Annotated in this window: 14 protein-coding genes and 1 pseudogene; 13 read left to right on the top strand and 2 right to left on the bottom strand. The window is 69.3% G+C overall.

Annotation, left to right across the window (positions count from 1 at the left end; translation table 11 throughout):
• The first annotated feature begins 318 nt into the window (after positions 1-318).
• Both guaB and QE377_RS03795 read left to right on the top strand, forming a co-directional pair.
• Positions 319-1821, top strand: a complete 1503-nt coding sequence (gene guaB / locus QE377_RS03800; RefSeq protein WP_137416236.1) for an IMP dehydrogenase — start codon at positions 319-321, stop codon at positions 1819-1821.
• Positions 1822-1891: 70 nt separating this feature from the next.
• The gene (locus QE377_RS03795; protein ID WP_307319791.1) at positions 1892-2593 is read left to right on the top strand and encodes a TMEM175 family protein; all 702 of its coding nucleotides are present in this window, start codon (positions 1892-1894) and stop codon (positions 2591-2593) included.
• 52 nt (positions 2594-2645) lie between these two features.
• Here QE377_RS03795 and QE377_RS03790 read toward each other — a convergent pair whose 3' ends face one another.
• Positions 2646-4094 carry a DHA2 family efflux MFS transporter permease subunit gene (locus tag QE377_RS03790; protein ID WP_307319789.1) on the bottom strand — a complete coding sequence of 483 codons (1449 nt, stop codon included), beginning with the start codon at positions 4092-4094 and terminating at the stop codon, positions 2646-2648.
• 79 nt (positions 4095-4173) lie between these two features.
• Between QE377_RS03790 and QE377_RS03785 the strand changes: the two genes are divergently transcribed.
• From QE377_RS03785 to QE377_RS03750, 8 genes are all read left to right on the top strand, one after another.
• A complete protein-coding gene (locus QE377_RS03785) occupies positions 4174-4785 on the top strand; it encodes a TetR/AcrR family transcriptional regulator (protein WP_307319788.1) in 612 nt (203 codons plus the stop codon).
• A 34-nt stretch (positions 4786-4819) separates the two neighbouring features.
• Entirely contained in the window at positions 4820-5935 is a 1116-nt protein-coding gene (locus QE377_RS03780; protein WP_307325859.1) for a GuaB3 family IMP dehydrogenase-related protein, read from the top strand.
• A 13-nt stretch (positions 5936-5948) separates the two neighbouring features.
• Entirely contained in the window at positions 5949-6773 is an 825-nt protein-coding gene (locus QE377_RS03775; RefSeq protein WP_307325857.1) for an SURF1 family protein, read from the top strand.
• Between the two features lie 258 nt (positions 6774-7031).
• The gene (locus tag QE377_RS03770) at positions 7032-8960 is read left to right on the top strand and encodes a metallophosphoesterase family protein (RefSeq protein ID WP_307319786.1); all 1929 of its coding nucleotides are present in this window, start codon (positions 7032-7034) and stop codon (positions 8958-8960) included.
• Positions 8961-8962: 2 nt separating this feature from the next.
• Positions 8963-12226, top strand: a complete 3264-nt coding sequence (locus tag QE377_RS03765; RefSeq protein ID WP_307319785.1) for a metallophosphoesterase — start codon at positions 8963-8965, stop codon at positions 12224-12226.
• 87 nt (positions 12227-12313) lie between these two features.
• Complete coding sequence (locus QE377_RS03760; RefSeq protein ID WP_307319784.1) at positions 12314-12799, top strand: DUF3817 domain-containing protein; 486 nt, start codon at positions 12314-12316, stop codon at positions 12797-12799.
• Positions 12796-14376 carry a glutamine-hydrolyzing GMP synthase gene (guaA, locus tag QE377_RS03755; RefSeq protein WP_307319782.1) on the top strand — a complete coding sequence of 527 codons (1581 nt, stop codon included), beginning with the start codon at positions 12796-12798 and terminating at the stop codon, positions 14374-14376. The genes QE377_RS03760 and guaA overlap by 4 nt, the downstream gene beginning before the upstream one ends.
• A gap of 48 nt (positions 14377-14424) precedes the next feature.
• The gene (locus QE377_RS03750) at positions 14425-15759 is read left to right on the top strand and encodes a glycosyltransferase (protein ID WP_307319781.1); all 1335 of its coding nucleotides are present in this window, start codon (positions 14425-14427) and stop codon (positions 15757-15759) included.
• 205 nt (positions 15760-15964) lie between these two features.
• Here QE377_RS03750 and QE377_RS03745 read toward each other — a convergent pair whose 3' ends face one another.
• Positions 15965-16876 carry a Bax inhibitor-1/YccA family protein gene (locus QE377_RS03745; RefSeq protein ID WP_307319780.1) on the bottom strand — a complete coding sequence of 304 codons (912 nt, stop codon included), beginning with the start codon at positions 16874-16876 and terminating at the stop codon, positions 15965-15967.
• 167 nt (positions 16877-17043) lie between these two features.
• Here QE377_RS03745 and QE377_RS03740 point away from each other — a divergent pair, with 167 nt between their 5' ends.
• From QE377_RS03740 to QE377_RS03730, 3 genes and pseudogenes are all read left to right on the top strand, one after another.
• Entirely contained in the window at positions 17044-18030 is a 987-nt protein-coding gene (locus QE377_RS03740; protein WP_307319779.1) for a glycerophosphodiester phosphodiesterase family protein, read from the top strand.
• Positions 18031-18071: 41 nt separating this feature from the next.
• A pseudogene (locus QE377_RS03735) lies at positions 18072-18971 on the top strand (ABC transporter ATP-binding protein); the annotation flags it as partial.
• Between the two features lie 43 nt (positions 18972-19014).
• Entirely contained in the window at positions 19015-20058 is a 1044-nt protein-coding gene (locus QE377_RS03730; protein ID WP_307319777.1) for an ABC transporter permease, read from the top strand.
• Positions 20059-20102: the final 44 nt, after the last annotated feature.

Here is a 20102-nt window from a genome sequence, read left to right as displayed (position 1 = left end):
TCCGCCGTGTTTCAGCGAGGACACGCCCCGGCCACGATCGCCTTATCGACGGATTCCGTCACCGGGTGCCGTCTGAGCCTACGTAATCCGCAATCGGCCATCCTGCGTCGTTCGTCCCTGTGGAGACGCGGGAGCTCGCGGCCGGGCGCGCGCGATAGCGGATGCGGGAACAATCCGCATCCGTGGCCGCTTACAATCGACAGACGACGGGAAACCCTCACTCTGGCCGTGATCGGCCGGTGTTCGAGGCCTGCTCCCGCGTCTGACGTCTAGGGCGACCCGCCGCATCCGCGAGTGCCGGCGGGGGAGGAGAGCGCGATGGAAAACCACGACCCGTTCGGCTTCGTCGGACTGACCTACGACGACATCCTGCTGCTTCCCGGGCACACGGATGTCATCCCGAGCGAGGCCGACACGTCGTCGCGCGTGACCCGCCGCATCACGGTGGCGACGCCCCTGATCTCGGCCGCGATGGACACGGTGACCGAGGCGCGCATGGCGATCGCGATCGCCCGCGAGGGGGGCCTCGGCATCCTGCACCGCAACGCCTCGATCGCGGATCAGGCCGCGATGGTCGATCGCGTCAAGCGCAGCGAGTCGGGCATGATCTCCGACCCTGTTACCACCACCCCTGACGCCACGGTCGAAGAGGTCGACGCCCTGTGCGCGCAGTACCGCATCTCGGGTCTGCCCGTCGTCGACGAGGAGGGGCACCTCGTCGGCATCATCACGAACCGCGACATGCGCTTCGTCTCCGGCTTCGAGCGTCGCACGACCTACGTCCGCGACGTGATGACGAGCGAGAACCTCATCACCGCTCCGGTCGGCGTCAGCGCCGGCGACGTGATCGCGGCGTTCGCCAAGCACCGGGTCGAGAAGCTGCCCCTCATCGACGAGGAGGGCAAGCTCGCCGGTCTCATCACGATCAAGGACTTCGACAAGAGCGAGAAGTATCCGCTCGCCACGAAGGACGACCAGGGGCGCCTGCGCGTCGGCGCCGCCATCGGCTTCTTCGGCGACGCGTGGGAGCGCGCCGAGGCGCTGCGCGACGCCGGCGTCGACGTGCTCGTCGTCGACACCGCCAACGGGCAGTCGGCAGGCGTCATCGACATGGTGCGTCGCATCAAGGCAGACCCCTCCTTCGCCGACATCGACGTGATCGGCGGCAACGTCGCGACGCGCGAGGGCGCGCAGGCGCTCATCGACGCCGGCGTGGATGCGGTCAAGGTCGGCGTCGGCCCCGGTTCGATCTGCACGACCCGCATCGTCGCGGGTGTCGGTGTGCCGCAGGTGACGGCGATCTGGGAGGCGTTCCAGGCCGCCCGCGAGGCCGGTGTGCCGGTCATCGCCGACGGCGGCCTGCAGTACTCGGGCGACATCGCCAAGGCCCTCGTCGCCGGCGCCGACACCGTGATGCTGGGGTCGCTGCTCGCCGGCACCGACGAGTCGCCGGGTGAGATCGTGTTCCAGGGCGGCAAGCAGTTCAAGCTGTACCGCGGCATGGGCTCGTTGGGCGCGCTGCAGACGCGCGGCAAGAAGACCTCCTATTCCAAGGACCGCTACTTCCAGGCCGATGTCCCGAACGACGACAAGCTGATCCCCGAGGGGATCGAAGGCCAGGTCGCCTACCGTGGTCCGCTGTCAGCTGTGGCCTACCAGCTGGTGGGCGGCCTGCGGCAGTCGATGTTCTACGTCGGTGCGCGCACCGTCGAGGAGCTCAAGGCCAAGGGTCGCTTCGTGCGGATCACGCCGGCCGGGCTCAAGGAGTCGCACCCGCACGACGTGCAGATCGTGGTCGAGGCGCCCAACTACAAGCGCTGATCGAGCGCGCTCGAAACGCCGCATCCCGTCGGGGTGCGGCGTTTCGCGTCCCGGGGCTACGCTGACGCACGTGATCCGGCGACGTCAGCATCCCGAGGCCACCGTCTCCACCAGGCGGCTCGAGGCGTACACCGACGGCGTGTTCGCGATCGCGGCGACGCTGCTGGTGCTGGATCTGACCGCCCGCACCTTCGCGGGGGTGCGCACCGACGCCGATCTGTGGGCGGCGCTGGTCGGCATGGCGCAGCCGTTCTTCACGTTCTTCATCAGCTTCCTGATTCTGAGCCTGATGTGGCGGGCGCACGTCGAGCAGTTCGAGCACATCTCCCGCATCGACACCCTCGGCACGTGGATCAACTCGGCGCGGCTCTTCTTCATCGTGCTCGTGCCCTTCACCTCGACGATCAACAACGAGTTCACCGACCTGGTGCTCGGACGTATGCTCCTGCCGCTCAACTTCCTGCTGGCGATCGGATGCAGCTGGGCACAGTGGGCGTGGGCGATGCGCACCCACGACCGGTCGATGCCCGATCTCCCTCTGGCCGAAGCCCGCGCGCAGGGCGGCGGAGCGCTGAGCGCTCTCATCATCTCGGCGGGTGTCGTGGCCCTCAGTCCGCTGGCCGGCTCGCTCGCCTTCCTGCTGTTCCTCGTCGACGGGCCGCTGACCCGCCCTGTTGTCGCGCCCGCGCGCCGCGGAAGAGGGCGGCGCGCCGGCGCCGGACGACGTCTCCGCCGCGTGACGGCGCGACCGAACTCCTGCAGCCGCGCCTGATTCCCCGGGGTTGATACCGCAAGGGCGCAGTCTGCAGGAGTTCGGGCCGCGCTCAGGCGCCGACGCCGACGCCGATCTCCTCGCGAGCGGACGCCGATGTGGATGCGGAGTCAGTCGCGGTGCCTGCGTGCGCGGAGCGCCCCGCCGGCAGCCAGAGTGCCGCGACGGCGGCGACCACCAGCACGGCGGCTCCGACGTAGACGGCGGGCCTGGCCGCATCCACGTACGCGTCGGGCAGGAGCTGACCGCCCGCGCCCACAAAGATCGCCGTCATGACGGCGGTTCCGAGCGCAACGCCGATCTCGCGAAGGGTCGAGTTCACGCCGGACGCCTTCGCGTGGTCGACGAGTCCGAGCGTGGCCAGCAGCGCCGTCGCGGACGGGGCGAAGACGAGTCCCATACCGATCCCTGCGAGCAGGAACGGTGCGATGAGCGAGGGGTAGTCGAGCGTGGTCGAGAGCATCGCGGCGATCCACGCGAGAGCCACGGCCTGGAACGCGAGCCCGGCGACCATGAGCGCCCGCGTGCCGATACGTCCCGAGAACACTCCCGCGAGCGGAGCGACGAACATCGGGGCGATGGTCCAGGGTGTCGTCTGCAGCGCGGCCTCGAGCGGGGTGGATCCTTGCACGACCTGCATGTACTGGATGAGGAGGAAGACCGCGCCGAAGGTGCCGAAGCTGAACGCGAAGCCCACGACGTTCGTCAGCGCGAACGAGCGGTCTCGATAGAGCCGGAGGGGCATGAGGGGAGCCTTCGCGCGCCACTGCCACACGAGGAAGAACGCGATGAGAGCAGCCGCCACGGCGATCTCGCCGACAACGGATGTGGAACCCCATCCGTCGTCGTTGCCGCGGACGATCGCGTGCACGAGGGTGAGTACGCCGACGCCCGACACGAGCGTGCCGATCACGTCGATGCGGGCGCGCTGGCCGCGGTCGTTGCCGAGTGCGAAGAGGGCGAGGGGGATCGCGACGATGGCCACCGGCACGTTCAGCCAGAAGATGGCCTGCCAGTTCCAGCCCTCCATGACGGCGCCGCCCACGAGCGGGCCTACCGCGACGCCGAGCCCGGAGACGCCGCCCCAGATGCCGACGGCGAGCGGGCGGCGCTGCGGGGGTACTCCGCCCGAGAGCAGCGCGAGGGAGAGGGGAAGGACGCCGGCGCCGCCGAAGCCCTGGACGGCTCTGGCGATGATGAGCTGCGTCGGGTCCGTGCTGAGAGCGGCGAGCACCGACCCGATACCGAAGACAGCGATGCCGACGAGGAAGACCGATCGTCGGCCGAGCCGGTCGCCGAGCGCGGCGGCGAGCAGGATCGTCGAGGCGAAGGCGAGGGTGTAGGCGTTGACGAACCACTGCAGCTGCTCGACGCTCGCGCCGAGTTCGGTGTGGAGGACAGGGAGGGCGTTGGTCATGACCAGGTTGTCGAGGGTCGCCATGAACATCGGGAGCGATGTCGCGGCGACGACGAGGGCGAAGGGGCGTGGGGGAGCAGACACGAGAAGTCGTCCTTTCGTTTTGTAATCGAATGATTACTAAGCTCAGGCGACTTTAGTTATCGACTGATAACATGTCAACATGGCTTCCGAAACAACGTCGTCCAAGAAGCGGTTGAGCTCCGACGAGCGCCGGGCGCTGATCCTCACGGCGGCAATCGCCGTGTTCGGCGCCAAGGGGTACGTCGGCACGACGACGGATGACATCGCTCGCGCGGCCGGCGTGTCCCAGCCCTACGTCGTGCGACTGTTCGGCACGAAGGAACAGCTCTTCCTCGCCGCGCTGGACGAGACGCTCCGGCTGCTGTTCGAGGCCTTCGCGCGCGCAGCCGATGCAGGAGTCGACGACGAGATCGAGGCGAGGATGGGCCACGAGTACGTCGGCCTGCTGAACGTGCGCGGGCTCCACCAGAGCCTCTCGCACGCGTTCCTCCTCGGCGCGCATCCTGTTATCGGGCCCCGCGCACGCGACGGATTCGCCCGTGTCTGGGAGTACCTGCGCGAGCTGGGCTTTTCGGCCGATCGTGCGCAGGGGTTCCTGGCGCAGGGCATGATGATCAACACGATGATCGGCCTGCGACTCGCCGACGACTCCGACGCCGATCCGCGCATCACCGACCTGTTCGCGGCGTGCTTCCCGACAGAGAAGGCGACCGTGCTCGCCCTCGCCCCGCGGGTGGACGAGCCGTGGTGAGGTCCGAAGTGGCGGCTAGGCTGGTGGGGTGAGCATGGACATCGAGATCGGCCGCGCCAAGCGGGCCCGGCGCGCATACACCTTCGACGACATCGCCGTGGTCCCCTCGCGTCGTACGCGCAACCCCGAGGACGTCTCGACCTCGTGGACGATCGACGCCTTCTCGTTCGACATCCCCGTGCTCGGCGCTCCCATGGACTCGGTCGTGAGCCCCCGCACTGCGATCATGCTCGGTCAGCTCGGCGGGCTGGGCGTGCTGGATCTCGAGGGTCTGTGGACGCGCTACGACGACCCGGAGCCGCTGCTGGCCGAGATCGCGACGCTCTCCGCCGTCGACGCGACGCGCCGGATGCAGGAGCTGTACGCCGAGCCGATCAAGCCCGAGCTCGTGCGCGACCGCCTCGCGGAGATCCGCGCCGCGGGCGTGACGGTGGCGGGCTCGCTGACACCGCAGCGCACGCAGGACCTCTACGAGACCGTCGTCGCCGCGGGCGTCGACCTCTTCGTCATCCGCGGCACGACCGTTTCGGCCGAGCACGTCTCGTCCGTGGACCAGCCGCTGAACCTCAAGAAGTTCATCTACGACCTCGACGTGCCTGTCATCGTCGGCGGGGCGGCCACGTACACCGCCGCGCTGCACCTCATGCGCACGGGGGCGGCGGGGGTGCTGGTCGGCTTCGGTGGGGGAGCGGCGTCGACCACGCGCGCGACGCTCGGCATCCACGCTCCGATGGCCACCGCGGTCTCCGACGTCGCCGGCGCGCGCCGCGACTACCTGGACGAGTCCGGCGGCCGCTACGTCCACGTGATCGCCGACGGCGGCGTGGGCACGTCGGGAGACATCGTCAAGGCGCTCGCGATGGGTGCCGACGCCGTCATGCTCGGCGTCGCTCTCGCCCGGGCGACGGATGCGCCGGGCCAGGGCTTCCACTGGGGCCCCGAGGCGCACCACCCCAAGCTGCCGCGCGGCAACCGCGTCAAGGTCGACCAGGTCGCCTCGCTCGAAGAGGTGCTCTACGGGCCCGCGCCGGTCGCCGACGGTACCGCGAACCTCATCGGGGCGCTGCGCAAGTCGATGGCCACCACGGGATACTCCGACCTCAAGGAGTTCCAGCGGGTCGAGGTCGTCGTCGCCCCGTACGGACGCTGAGGCCGGCCGTCCCATCGTGAGTGCCCCCGCATCCGACGATCTTCCCGAGGTCTTCCCGCCGACCCTGCGCGAGGTCATGCTGCGCGGCCGGTGGATCGCGATGCTGGTGCTGTGTCTCGCCGTCGCGGCGGTGTTCGCGTGGCTCGGGCAGTGGCAGCTCGCCCGGGCGATCGATACGGCTCCGCGGGAGGAGGGCGCGACCGAGCAGGTCATGCCGATCAAGGACGTCGCCGTTCCCGGCGAGTACCTGACCGATCCGCTCATCGGCCAGCGCGTCGAGGTCAGCGGCACCCTCGTGCCCAGCGACTTCGTCGTCGTCGCCTCGCGATACAACGGCGGCGTGGAGGGGTACTGGGTCACCGCGCACCTGCGCGCCGTCGATCCGGATGCGGCGCTGGCGGTCGCTGTGGGCTGGGCCGCCTCGCAGGACGACGCGGATGCGGTCGCAGACGCGCTGGCGAAGAGCACCGACCCGAACGAGGTCGTCACGCTCACGGGGCGGATCGTCGCCGACGAGGGCCCTGTGCCGCCGCCCAAGAGCGATCCGTGGGAGATCACGCGGATGTCTCCCGCCGCGTTGCTGAGTCGCTGGCAGGAGATCGGCGACACCGACGTGTACCGGCAGTTCGTCGTGGCGGACGACCCGATGGGCGGCCTCGCCGACATCGATTCGCCGGCGCCGGATGCGGGATCCTCCGTCAACTGGCTCAACATCTTCTACGCCGCCGAATGGGTGATCTTCGCCGGCTTCGCGTTCTACCTCTGGTACCGCCTCGCGAAGGATGCGTGGGAGAAGGAGCTCGAAGAGCTCGCTGACGCCCAGACCGTCGACGCCTGAGCCCCCGGATGCGGCCATTCGCGTGAACAGCGGGTGGCCGTGGCATTGCCGTGCGGCGGGCTGCATGTCACGCAGCGGTGCTTGCTGAGCACAAACACTCAGCCGTATGTGAACGGCCTGAGAATGCTCTTCGACATCGCCGATCCCGCGCGTCTCGTCCCAGAAGAATCAGCGAGGGCCCGCACCCTCCGCGGGTCTGCGCTTCGTGCGCGCACCAATGCCGGCACCCGAACCGGCTCGTCGAGAGGTGACACACCCGTGCCACGAATTCCCCGACCCGTCCTGCTCACGGCCGGCTGCCTCGCCGTCGCCGTGGGCCTCAGTTCCTTCGGCGGCGGCGTCGCCGTCGCCGCCGGAGGCGGACTGGCACCGCCCGCGGTCGATCCCGCATCCGTGCATCGTCCCTCCGCGATGCCGGACCGGATCGTGCTGACTCCGACGGCGACCCCCGCGACGAGTCAGTCGGTGACCTGGCGCACCGGGACCGAGGTGACCGAGCCGCAGGTGCAGTGGGCGCCGAGCGGGCCGAGCCTGGTCTCGGGCGCTCAGTCGCTCGCCGCCTCGACACGCACCGAGTTCGACACCAAGCTGGGCTACTCCGTCGTGTTCCACTCCGCGACCATCGAGGGGCTCACCGCAGACACCTCGTACGTCTACCGCGTGGGCGACGGCGAGACCTGGAGCGAGTGGTTCGAGTTCCGCACGGCGGACGACGCCGTCGGCGACTTCAGCTTCATCGTGCAGGGCGACGCGCAGAACGACAACAAGGCGTACACCTCGCGCGCCTTCCGCGCGGCCTTCGAGGCCCGTCCCTACGCGCAACTCGCCGTTCACCTGGGCGATCTCGTCGACACCGAGACCAGTGACGCCGAATGGGGGGAGTGGAATGAGGCCGGGGAGCTGGTCAACCAATACACGAACCTCATCGCCACGACCGGCAACCACGAGTACTACCCGGGGCCCGATCTCTCGCAGTACTGGCCCGCGCAGTTCTCGTTCCCCGAGAACGGTCCCGAGGTGGGAGCCCACCCCGAGACCGTCTACTACGTGGACTACCAGGGCGTGCGCTTCATTTCGCTCAACAGCAACCTGCAGGATGCGGACGCCATGCGCACGCAGTCCGCGTGGCTCGACGCGGTGCTGACCGAGAATTCGCAGCCCTGGACGGTCGTGAGCTTCCACCACCCCGTGTTCTCGGCCAGCGGAGACCGTGACAATGCGCTCATCCGCGACGCGTGGCTGCCCATCCTCGAGAAGCACGACGTCGATCTCGTGCTGCAGGGGCACGATCACACGTACGCGCGTGGCAACCTCGTCTCCAACGAGCAGAACCTGCCCGCTGGCGCGGACCCCGCCACGGATAACGCGGGCCCCGTGTACCTGGTGACCGTCGCCGGCCCCAAGGATTACGGGCTCTCGCCCGACGGCAACAACAACTGGACGCAGAACGGCGCTCACCGTCGGATCGCGGCCACCAACCAGCAGATGTACCAGACCGTCGATGTGACCTCTGACGGGCGCATGCACGTCGAGGCACGCACTGTCGACGGTGCGTTGTTCGACGCGTTCACGATCGACAAGGAGCCCGACGGCGCGAAGCTCGTCACGACCGACGGCGCGTGGCCCGGTGGTCCCGGTTCGAGCCGCGACGGCGTCAAGGCGCCCGTCGGGCCCAGCCCGGAGCCCAGCCCCGAGCCTTCGGTGTCGACGGAGCCCAGCCCGGACCCCTCGTCCACAGTCTCACCCGAGCCCTCGCCCTCAACGTCGATACCCGAAACGGGGGGCTCTCCCGCCGTGACGATCGGCGCCTCGCGAGCGATGCCGGGCGATTCCTTCACGGTCGCCGGTAGCGGCTTCATGCCCGGCGAAGAGGTGGTTGTCGAACTGCACTCGGCGCCGGTCGTGCTCGCTCGTACGACGGCCGATGCCAACGGAGCTGTGGCCGTGACGGTCACGATCCCGGCGAGCACCCCTGCGGGCGCGCACGAGATCGTTCTCGTTGGCACCGGGTCCGGCCGTACCGCCCGCACACCGTTGACCGTCGGCGCCTCCGCGGCGCAAGCCGGCGCCCTGGCCGCCACGGGAGCGCCGTTGCCGGTCTCGCTGATGATCTTCGGCGGTGCGCTCACCCTCGGCGGTGGTGCGATCGTCGCACGCACCGTTCTTCGCAACCGAAAGGCCTCCTGACCATGGCTCGCCTCCGTACTGCCGGGCGCGTCCTCGCCGCCGGTCTCGCGTTCGGTGTGATCGCGACCGGCGGAGTGGTGGCTGCGGCCGCCCCCGCCACAGCGGCCACCGTGTCCGCCGCGGCGCACTACGCCCCCTCGCGGGTGCCCGATCGCATCACGCTGGTTCCGGGTGCCGACCCCACCACGCAGCAGGTCGTGTCGTGGCGGTCCTCGACCGCCGTGACACAGGGCGTCGTCGAGTACCGCAACCTCATCCCGACCCCGTATCCGAGCGGCGTCACGGTGCTCAACGCGCAACAGCGAGTCGAACAGGCAGCCGACCTCGGATACACGAACGTCGTGCACACCGCCACGATCTCGGGGCTGCAGCCCAGCGTCGCGTACCAGTACCGGGTCGGCGACGGCACGAACTTCAGCGAGTGGCAGGACTTCCAGACCGCATCCGCGGGTGCCGACCGCTTCTCGTTCGTCTACCTCGGTGACGTGCAGAACGGCATCCGCGCGGACGCCTCGCGCGTCATCCGCAATGCCTTCCGCGACCGGCCCAACGCCGACCTCGTGGTGCAGGTCGGCGATCTCGTCAACGACGCCGCGTCCGATGAGCAATGGGGCGAGCTGTACGACGCGTTCTCGTACGGCCTGGGAACGCAGCAGCTGCTGACGACGCCCGGCAACCACGAGTACGAGGGTGGGCTGTCGCCGCAGTGGGACACGATGCTCACCTACCCGGACAACGGTCCGGAGGGCGAGGGTGCGCTGTACGACCAACTCGACGGTACGGTCTACTACACCGACCATCAGGGTGTGCGCTTCATCTCGCTCAACAGCAATGTCGCGGACACCGAGGGGCTCCGGGTACAGGGCGAGTGGCTCGAGGGTGTGCTCAGCGAGAACCCGAACCAGTGGACCGTGGTCTACTTCCATCACCCCGTGTACTCGCTCGATGAGGGACGCAACAACCTCGGTATCCGTCAGTCGTGGGGTCCGATCCTCGAGTCCCACAACGTGGATCTCGTCCTGACCGGGCATGACCACGCTTACGGCAGGGGAAATCTGCTCGTCAACGAGCAGAATCTGCCGGCCGGAGCCGATGCGACGATGAGTTCGACCGGGCCGGTGTACGTCACGTCGAGCGTCGGGTCGAAGTTCTACGACGCAGGCCCTCGCCACTGGAACGAGAACGCCGGGCATCTGCGTCGACTGGAGTCGGGCATGCAGACCTACCAGCTCATCGATGTGAGCAGTGGCACGCTCCGCTTCGAGTCCCGCACCGCCGACGGCGAGTTCTTCGACGGGTTCACGATCACCAAGAGCGGAGGTGCGAAGCTCGTCGTCGATGGTGTGGCCCCGCAGGAGATCGATCCCGGCACTCCTGCTCCGTGCCTCGGCTGCAACCCGAACCCCGATCCCGGTCCCGGTGAGCCGACGGAGCCCACGGATCCGGTGGGGACCTTCGACTACGAGCAGACTGCTCTGCTGGACGCTGTCATGCCAAACAGTGTGGGAGGGGCGCATACGGCGGCTCTGCCCGCCGGTGTCGTGTTCGACCAGTCGCGGGATGTGCTCTATCTGGGGGATCAGAACAGTCGGAAGATCTTCGAGATCGATCCCGACACGGATGCGGTGCTGCGTGAGTTCACGGTTCCGGAGAACGTGCGCGATCTGGGCATCGACGAGCAGAACCAGTTGCTGTATGTGGGCCAGCAGAACCGGAACTGGGTGGTCGTGTCGATCGCGAACGCCGACTTCGGGCAGGTCAAGCGCGGCCCGTATCCGATCATCGAGTCGAACCGTTCGATCGACATCGACCCGGTGAACGACTACGTCTATGCGGCTGTTCCCGCTCGAGGTGTCGAGGTCTTCCGCGCATCGACCGGTGTGTCGCTCGGTGTGGTCAACGGGACCGCGGACGCGTACTACGTCGCGGCGGACCCGGGCTCCGGCTGGCTCGTCACGACGTCCTTCACCGATGTCGCGGGGCAGAAGGGCATCCAGGCGTTCGATGCGACCGACGGCTTCGTCAAGAAGTGGGAGCAGGAGGTGCGCCCCAACGCCCGCCAGCTCGATATCGACAGCGCGCATGGGCTGCTCTACATCGGCTACACGGGCACGGCCGCCGATCGTGGCGGGTTCTCCGTGCACAGCCTGGCGACGGGCGCGCTGCTCGTCGACAAGCAGGGGCCTGCGCACGGAAAGGACGGATACGGGATCGCGGTGGATGAGAAGAAGGAGCGGGTGTTCGTGAGCAACCGTGACTTTCGTCTGAACCCGCCGGGCGAGGAACTCGAGCCGAAGGCCGTGACGGTCAGCATCCGGATGCCGGATGAGTCGACCGAGCCGACGGAACCGACCGAGCCGACGGAACCGACCGAGCCGACCGAGCCGACCGAGCCGAGCCAGCCGGTGGTCGAGCCCTACACCGCGAAGGCGCTGGGAGCGATCGCCGCTGAGGCCAGTGACCCTGAGATCCGCCCGGTCGGCTCCGCGATCGATCCCGCGACCGGCTACGTGTTCGTCGCCGATGAGATGCGCCCGGCGCGGGTGCACGTCATCGATCCGGCCAACGACACCGTCGTGCGTGTGCTCACGGTGCCGACGGCCGCTCCCGCCGAGGACGGCATGCGCGACCTCGCATACGACATCGCGAACGGCAGGCTTACGGTGGCCTACGGCAGCAACTGGCTCGTCATGGACGCGCAGTCCGGGGCGTTGGTCGCAGGGCCCTTCGCCTTCGGCGGCGGCGTCCGCGGCATCGATATCGACCCCGCGGGCGGCCGGGTCTTCGGCGCGCTGCGTGGGACCGGATTCGAGGTGCGTGACGCGTCGACCGGAGCGCTCGTCCGCACGGTCGACGGGCCCACCGACGGGGGAGCGTGGCGTAGCCACGGCATCGCCTACGATGCCGCCGCCGGTCGGATCTACCTCAGCAACAGCGATGCGTCGGGTTCGACGGAGGGCATCCGGGTGTACAGCGGTGCCGACTACGAGCTGGTCGCCCGTCTCGCGGTGAGCGCGGCGGACTACCGGTCGATCGCCGTCTCGGACGGAGTGGTGATCGTCGGGCATCAGACCGATCTCTTCGAGAAGTCGGGCGTGACGGTATATGCGGCGCCGGATCTCTCACTGATCACCCGTCTGTCGGCGCATCGGTTCGGGAACAAGGTCTACGGTGTCTCGATCGATCCGCAGCGCGATCTGCTGTATGTGTCCGCACGTGAGCGCTTCCCCGCGGGCCTTGTGCAGGTGACTCTCCCGAAGAACTGAACCGCCCCTCGACGCCGCCCTCTCCGTCCGGGAGGGCGGCGTCGAGGGGCTCGGGCGAGCGCTCTGCGGCGCGACTAGACTGGAGCCATGCCCGCCCCGAAACTCGCCACCTTCCCGGCGATCCGCAAGGCGCTGCGGTTCTACCAGATCTGCTCCGTGATCACCGGCATCGGACTGCTTCTGCTGGTCACCGAGATGATCCTGAAGTACACGCCGTCGCTCGCGGTCGAGCTCTTCCTCGGCGGATCGGGCGGATTCCTGTGGTTCGCACCCGTCGTGCCGGGTCCCGAGGGCGACCTGATCTCCACCGGCGACGGCGTCAATCTGTCGCTGGGCATCCTCATCGTGCACGGCTGGTTCTACGTCGTCTACCTCATCGCCTGCTTCCGCGTGTGGAGCCTCATGCGCTGGCCGCTGTGGCGTCTGCTGCTGCTCGCCGCGGGTGGTGTCGTGCCCTTCCTCTCCTTCGTCATGGAGGCGATCGTCGCCCGTGACGTCAAGCGCTACCTCGCGGTCCGTGAAGCCGCCGAGGCCCGTCCCGCATCCGCCGACGCGACAGAGAGCAGCCGTTGACCGAGCAGACCGATACCTCCCAGCGTCCCGTCCTGGTCGTCGATTTCGGCGCCCAGTACGCGCAGTTGATCGCCCGCCGCGTGCGCGAAGCCGGCGTCTACAGCGAGATCGTCCCGCACACCGCATCCGCCGCAGACATCGCGGCGAAAAACCCGGTCGGCATCATCCTCTCCGGCGGGCCCTCGTCGGTGTATGAGGACGGCGCGCCGGCACTGGACACGGAGGTCTTCGATCTGGGCGTGCCCACGCTCGGCATCTGCTACGGCTTCCAGGTCATGGCGCAGGCACTCGGCGGCGAGGTCGCGAACACGGGGCTGCGCGAGTACGGCGCGACCGACGCGACGATCGTCACGGAGGGGACGCTGCTCGACGGCACCCCTGCCGAGCAGAACGTCTGGATGAGCCACGGCGACCAGGTCTCCCGCGCCCCCGAGGGCTTCGACGTGCTCGCGCGCACCGCGGCGACGCCGGTCGCCGCCTTCGCGAACGACACGCGTCGTTTCTACGGTGTGCAGTGGCACCCCGAGGTCAAGCACTCCGACTACGGCCAGACCGTGCTCGAGAACTTCCTCCACAAGGCCGCGGGTCTGGGCGCCGACTGGAACAGCGGCAACGTCATCGCCGAGCAGGTCGAGAAGATCCGTGCGCAGGTCGGCGAGGGCCGGGTCATCTCGGCGCTGTCCGGCGGTGTCGACTCAGCGGTGTCGACGGCGCTCGTGCACAAGGCCGTGGGCGACAAGCTCACGGCGATCTTCGTCGATCACGGACTGCTGCGAAAGGGTGAGCGGGAGCAGGTCGAGAACGACTACGTCGCCTCGACCGGTGTGCGCCTGATCACGATCGATGCCCGCGAGCAGTTCCTCTCCGCCCTCGAGGGCGTGAGCGACCCCGAGCAGAAGCGGAAGATCATCGGGCGCGAGTTCATCCGCGCCTTCGAGACGGCCGAGCGCGACCTCGTCGCCGAGGCGGCCGCCGACGGCGAGCCGATCCGCTTCCTCGTGCAGGGCACGCTCTACCCCGACGTCGTCGAGTCGGGCGGCGGTACGGGCACGGCCAACATCAAGAGCCACCACAACGTGGGCGGCCTGCCGGAAGACCTGCAGTTCGAGCTCATCGAGCCGCTGCGCACCCTGTTCAAGGACGAGGTGCGCCAGATCGGCCGTGACCTCGGACTTCCCGAGGCGATCGTGGCGCGCCAGCCCTTTCCGGGCCCCGGCCTCGGCATCCGCATCGTGGGCGAGGTCACCGCTGACCGCCTCGAGATTCTGCGGGACGCCGACGCCATCGCGCGTGCAGAGCTGACCAAGGCGGGCCTCGACGGCGAGATCTGGCAGTGTCCGGTCGTGCTGCTGGCCGACGTGCGTTCGGTCGGCGTCCAGGGCGACGGACGCACCTACGGGCATCCGATCGTGCTGCGCCCCGTCTCCAGCGAGGACGCCATGACGGCGGACTGGACGCGTCTGCCGTACGACGTCCTGTCGAAGATCTCGAACCGCATCACGAACGAGGTGCGCGACGTGAACCGCGTGGTTCTCGATGTCACGTCCAAGCCCCCGGGGACCATCGAGTGGGAGTGAGCTCGGGGGCGCTCTCTCCCTCGAGGTATCGAGAGAAGTGATCGCCTCGTGAGCGAGACGCTCGAGGGCGTGACCGCGCTCGTGCTCACCTCGCGGCTCATTCCCGGGCTCGACGGTGGCTACACGGTCGCGACGCTCCAGCGCGCGCGGCTCCTCGCCGACGCGGGAGCCCAGGTCCACCTGCTCAGCGTCGACCCCGGAACGGCGACCGACCACGCGGCTCACCGCGAGGCGTTCGTCGCCGTCGGCGCCGCCGCATCCGTCGATGCGTTCCGCAACCTCTTCGACGACGCGGCCACCGATCCCGGCTGGCTGATCGCCGCCGCGATACCCGGCACGGCCACGGCGGGAGTCGAGTACCGCGAGGTCCCGGATGCGGCGGGCCGACCGCTCCTCGCGCTGCCGGTGATCCACGGAGATCCGGACTGGCACCTCACGAACGCGGCGGTCGTCGTCCACGCGCCCGACGGCGACCGCATCCTGCCCGGCTTCGGCGGCCTGTACCGTGCGTGGCTCGCCCATGTCGTCGCCTCTCTCGCGGAGCCGGTCGTCCTCTTCTGCGAGTCGCGTCAGCTCGGTGAGCTTCTCGCGGAGGATGTCCCGCAGGGTGTGAAGATCGTGCACACGATCCATACGACGCACCTCTCCCCGCCCTATGGTCCGGATGCGCCGGTCAACGACCTCTGGCGCCGGTGGTTCGCCGTCGCGGGGCGCTTCGACGCCGTCCTGTGGCCGACCGAGCAGCAGCGCGCCGACGCCGAAGCGCGGTTCGGCGCGCATCCGGGGGCGACCGTGCTGCCGAACGCGGCGCCTTCCGCCGTCGACGAGCCGGCACCGACCGACCCGCACCGCGTCGTCCTGCTCGGGCGTCTCGCCCCGGGCAAGCGCATCGATCACGCGATCCGGGCATGGCGGCGCGTGGTCGCCGCCGTCCCGGATGCCCGGCTCGAGATCTGGGGCGACGGGGCGCTCCGCGACGATCTGCAGCGCCTGATCGATGAGCGCGGGCTGGCCGCATCCGTCACGCTCGAGGGGCGCAGCGATGCGGGTCCGGCGCTGTTCGACGGCGCGGCGCTCATGGTGCAGACGACGGCGTTCGAGGGGCAGGGACTCGCCGCGCTCGAGGCCATGAGCCGCGGCGTCCCGGTGGTGTCATACGACGTGCGGTACGGCCCGCGCGACCAGCTCGGCACCGGCGGCGGCGTGCTCGTGCCGGACGGCGACGAGAACGCGTTCGCGGATGCGGTCGTCGAGCTGCTGCAGGACCCGGTCGCACGCGAGCGCGCGGCGCGGATCGCCCTCGAGCGTGCCGGCGACTTCGCCCCGTCCCGCATCCGCGACGCCCTGGCCGGCCTCGTCCGCCGCATCCTCGCGCCGCGCTGACCTGCCCGGCCGTCGCGGCGCCCTCCGCCACCCCGCTTCGCCTGTCACAGATCGACGCGGATGGCGCGATCTGAGACAGGTGAGCTTCGTTCGTCCCACTTCGCCTGTCACAGATAGACGCGGGCGGCGCGATCTGTGACAGGCGAACAGAGCCTCCAACGACGAAGGGCCGCCCCGAGGGGCGGCCCTTCGATGCGCGGAAGCGCTAGTTGTTGCCTCGGAGGATCGCGATCATGCGAAGGATCTCCAGGTACAGCCAGACGACCGTCACCATGATGCCGAATCCGCCCATCCAGGCGAACTGGCGGGGGGCGCCGTTGCGAACGCCCTGCTGGATCGAGTCGAAGTCGAGCACCAGCGAGTAGGCGGCGAGGATCACGACGAACACACCCAGGATCAGTCCGAGCGGGACGCCGAAGATCAGCTGGCTGCGCAGGCCGAACATCTGGCCGGCGGGGAAGACGCCGAAGAGCATCAGCACGACGTTCAGCAGGCTGAACACGAGGTAGCCGACCATCGCGATGAGGAAGATCTTCGTCGCGCGCTTGGATGCGCGGATCTTGCCGCTCGCGAAGAGGGCCAGGGTCACACCGACGACGGCGACGGTCGCGAGGGTGGCCTGGATGACGATGCCGGGCCACTGCACCTCGAAGAACGCGGAGATGGCGCCGACGAAGATCCCCTCGAACGCGGCGTACGCGAAGATGAGCGCCGGGCGCACCTTCTTGCGCGACGTGAAGATGATCACGAGCGAGAGCACGAAGCCGACGAGCGCACCGAGAATCATCGGCGCCACCACGAGGGTCGTGGCCTCACGCGGCAGCAGCGTGCCGCCGAGGGTCACGAACCAGCCGGCCACAGCGCCGATCAGGAGCACGGCGAACAGCGCCGCCGTCTTGTGGACGGTGTCCTCGACCGTCATGCGGCCGGTGTCGGCGGCGCCGGCCGGCGGGGCCGCGAACGCACCCTCGAGGCCGGCCTGCTGACCGGGCGTCACCGTCGATGCGGGGGGCGGCGTCAGACCGATCCCCGCCGCGTTGGAGCCACCGGGGTAGCTCTTGACGGCACGCGGGTCCTGGAATGCAGGGTTGTTGAACGCGGGGTTGGACGAAGCCATCGGCAGGGTCACACTCCAGTGTCAGGTGGCGGCACGGTGCCGCAGGACCCACGATATCCCAGTGTTTCCGCGGGTGGGGAGGGTATCGCTGTGAGTGAACTTTGAGCCGGACACGAGCACGTCGCTGTCGGCGTCCGAGGCGAGCGGATGCGGTTAGCCTGGGCGCGATGTCTCCTCTCGTGATCGGCCACCGCGGTGCACCCGGCTATCTGCCCGAGCACACCCGTTCGTCCTACGAACTCGCCATCGCCCAGGGGGTCGATGCGCTGGAGCCGGATGTGGTCGCCACGCGGGACGGCGTGCTGGTGATCCGCCACGAGAACGAGATCTCCGACACCACGGACGTCGCGGACCGTGCCGAGTTCGCCCATCTGAAGCGCACGAAGCAGTTCGCCGGTCACTCGATGACCGGTTGGTTCACCGAGGACTTCACGTGGGACGAACTGTCGACCCTGCGCTGTCGTGAGCGACTGCCTCTCATCCGAGCGCAGAGCGCAGCGCACGACGGCTCGGAGCCGATCCTGCGATTGGTCGATCTGCTCGGGATCATCGGCGCGGCATCGCGACCGATCGGCCTCGTCCTCGAGATCAAGCACGCCGCCTACTTCCAGGCGATCGGGCTCGATCTCGTCCCGCTCCTCGAACACGACCTGAAACAGGCGGGCTGGCTGGATGCGGGCGCACCCCTGACCTTCGAGTCCTTCGAGCCGACCGTGCTCACCACGCTCCGCGAGCGGGGCGTTCCCGGCACCTACATCCACCTGATCGAGGCCCAGGGCTCGCCCGTCGACCTGCTCGTCTCCCGCGGGCTCGACGCGCCGACCTACCGCGACATCGTCTCAGCGCGAGGACTCGACGCCCTCGTCGGCAGGTTCGACGGCATCAGTCTCGACAAGAAGCTGATCCTCGTACCCAACGCCCTGGGACGCATCACCCGGCCCGCGCCGGTAGTGGCGGAGGCGCAGCAGCGCGGTCTGCGGGTGTTCACCTGGACGGCCCGACCGGAGAACCGTTTCCTCGCGCGGCAGTTCCGCGTCGGCAGCGAACCGGCGCGTTTCGGCGACTACGAGGGCGAGTGGGAGCTGTTGCGCCAGGCGGGTCTCGACGGCGTCTTCGTTGATCACGCCGATCTCGGTGTCGCCTTCTTCCGCTGACACGCGTGCGGGCGGGTTCGACCGCCCCGTAGTGTCGGAGCATGACCTCGACCGGCATCGTCGCGAGTGACGTCACCCGTTCCTTCGGCCAGGTCCAGGCGGTGAGGGGCGCCACGTTCGTCGCCGAGCCGGGGCGCGTGACCGGGCTCGTCGGCCCGAACGGAGCCGGCAAGACCACGCTGCTGCTCATGCTCGCGTCGCTGTTGCGTCCCGATTCCGGCACGATCAGCATCCACGGCGTCGATCCCGTCGAGGATCCCGCGGCCGCGAGGAGCATCCTCGGCTGGATGCCGGACGCGCTTGGCGCGTGGGGTGCGCTGACGGCGCGGGAGACGCTCGTCATGACCGGGCGGCTCTACGGGATGACGAAGGCGGATGCGGGCGCGCGCGCCGACGCCCTCCTCGACCACGTCGGTCTGGGGCCGCTTGCGGGCGCACCGGCCCGGGTGCTCTCGCGCGGACAGAAGCAGCGCCTCGGTCTCGCCCGGGCCCTGGTGCACGACCCGCAGGTGCTCCTTCTGGACGAGCCGGCTTCCGGACTGGATCCGCAGGCGCGCATCGATCTGCGCCGGCTGCTGCGCGGTTTCGCCGCTGCGGGGCGCACCGTGCTCGTGTCGAGTCACGTCCTGGCCGAGCTCGAGGAACTCGTCGACGACGCCGTCTTCCTGCGCGACGGCACCTCCGTCGCCGCGCCGAGCGCGTCGGCGGCGGTGCGTCCGTGGCGGCTGCGCGTGTGGGGGGAGCCGCCGACACCCGTCGCGTTCGCCGCGGCGCTCGGGCGCCGCCCGCAGGACATCGGCCGGGACCGCGACGCCTTCGTCGTCGGGTTCGCCGGAGAGGCGGACGCCGCCCACGGGCTCCGGGCGATCCTGGATGCCGGCATCGCGGTCACCGAGTTCGCTCCGGCCGTCGGGCGTCTCGAACAGGCGTTCATGGACCTCCGACCCGGCGAGTGGTCGCCCCCGCATCCGAGGAGGAGGGCGCGTGAACGCGTCGAGACTGTGGACGATCACCGTCCTGGAGCTGACCCAGCGAGTGCGGTCGGTGGCCTGGTACGTGCTGCTGGGCGTGTTCGCCGTCATCCTGCTCGGCGTGACCGTCCTCTCCTTCGTGGCCTTCGGGATGTGGTCGGGCACCGACGGGCCTGGAGGCGCGATCTACTCGGTCATCGTCTACATGGTGCTGCTGCTGGTGCTGCTGGTGGCGCCGACGGTCGCGGGCAACGCCGTGAACGGCGACCGGGAGTCGGCGACCCTCGCGGCCGTCCAGGTGACGCGGGCCACCACGGCCGAGATCGTCTTCGGAAAGCTCCTCGCCGCCTGGGTCACCGGGCTCGCGTTCCTCGCCGTCGCCGTGCCGTTCCTCATCGCCGCGACGATCGCCGGCGGCGTCGCGCCCGCATCCCTCGCCGTGTCGCTGCTGGTGCTGATCCTGGAGATCGGCATCTTCGCCGCGATCGGAGTGGGACTCAGTGCCCTGCTGGCGCGTCCCCTGTTCTCCGTCGCATCGACCTATCTCGTCATGGCCGCGTTCGTGGTCGGGACCCTCATCGTTTTCGGCCTCGGCGGCATCTCCACCCGCACCGAGGTGACGACCTCATCCCGATGGGGCATGGAGTACGACATGAGCGGCGGGGTCCTCTCGTGCAGCCCGTGGGAGACGTACACGACCGAGGTGCCGCGCTTCGACCGGGTGTGGTGGGTTTTCGCCGCCAACCCGTTCGTCGTGATCGCCGACGCGACCCCGACGGTCTACGACCGCAACGGGTACACGCAGGACCTCTTCGGCCAGATCGCCTCGGGCGTGCGGCTCGCGCAGATCCCGCCGGAGACCGAGGTGCGCAACGACGGCTGCGAGAACCCGGAGCAGCCCTACCCGAGCACCCAGGAGCAGACGGCGGGGCTCGCGCCCAGCTGGTTCGTGGGCCTCGGCGTCCAGCTGGTGGTTGCGGGTCTGCTCTTCTGGGGCGGTTATCGCCGGACACGGACGCCGGCGCGGTCGCTGCCGCCGGGCACGCGCGTGGCCTGAGCGACGCGGGCGCCGGGGCAAGTGGACACCCCGTGTTCACCGGC

It is taken from the genome of Microbacterium sp. SORGH_AS_0862, assembly GCF_030818795.1.
Classification (GTDB): Bacteria; Actinomycetota; Actinomycetes; order Actinomycetales; family Microbacteriaceae; genus Microbacterium.
The sequence above is the reverse complement of the archived record's forward strand: the minus strand, read 5'-3'. Positions and strand labels throughout refer to the sequence as shown.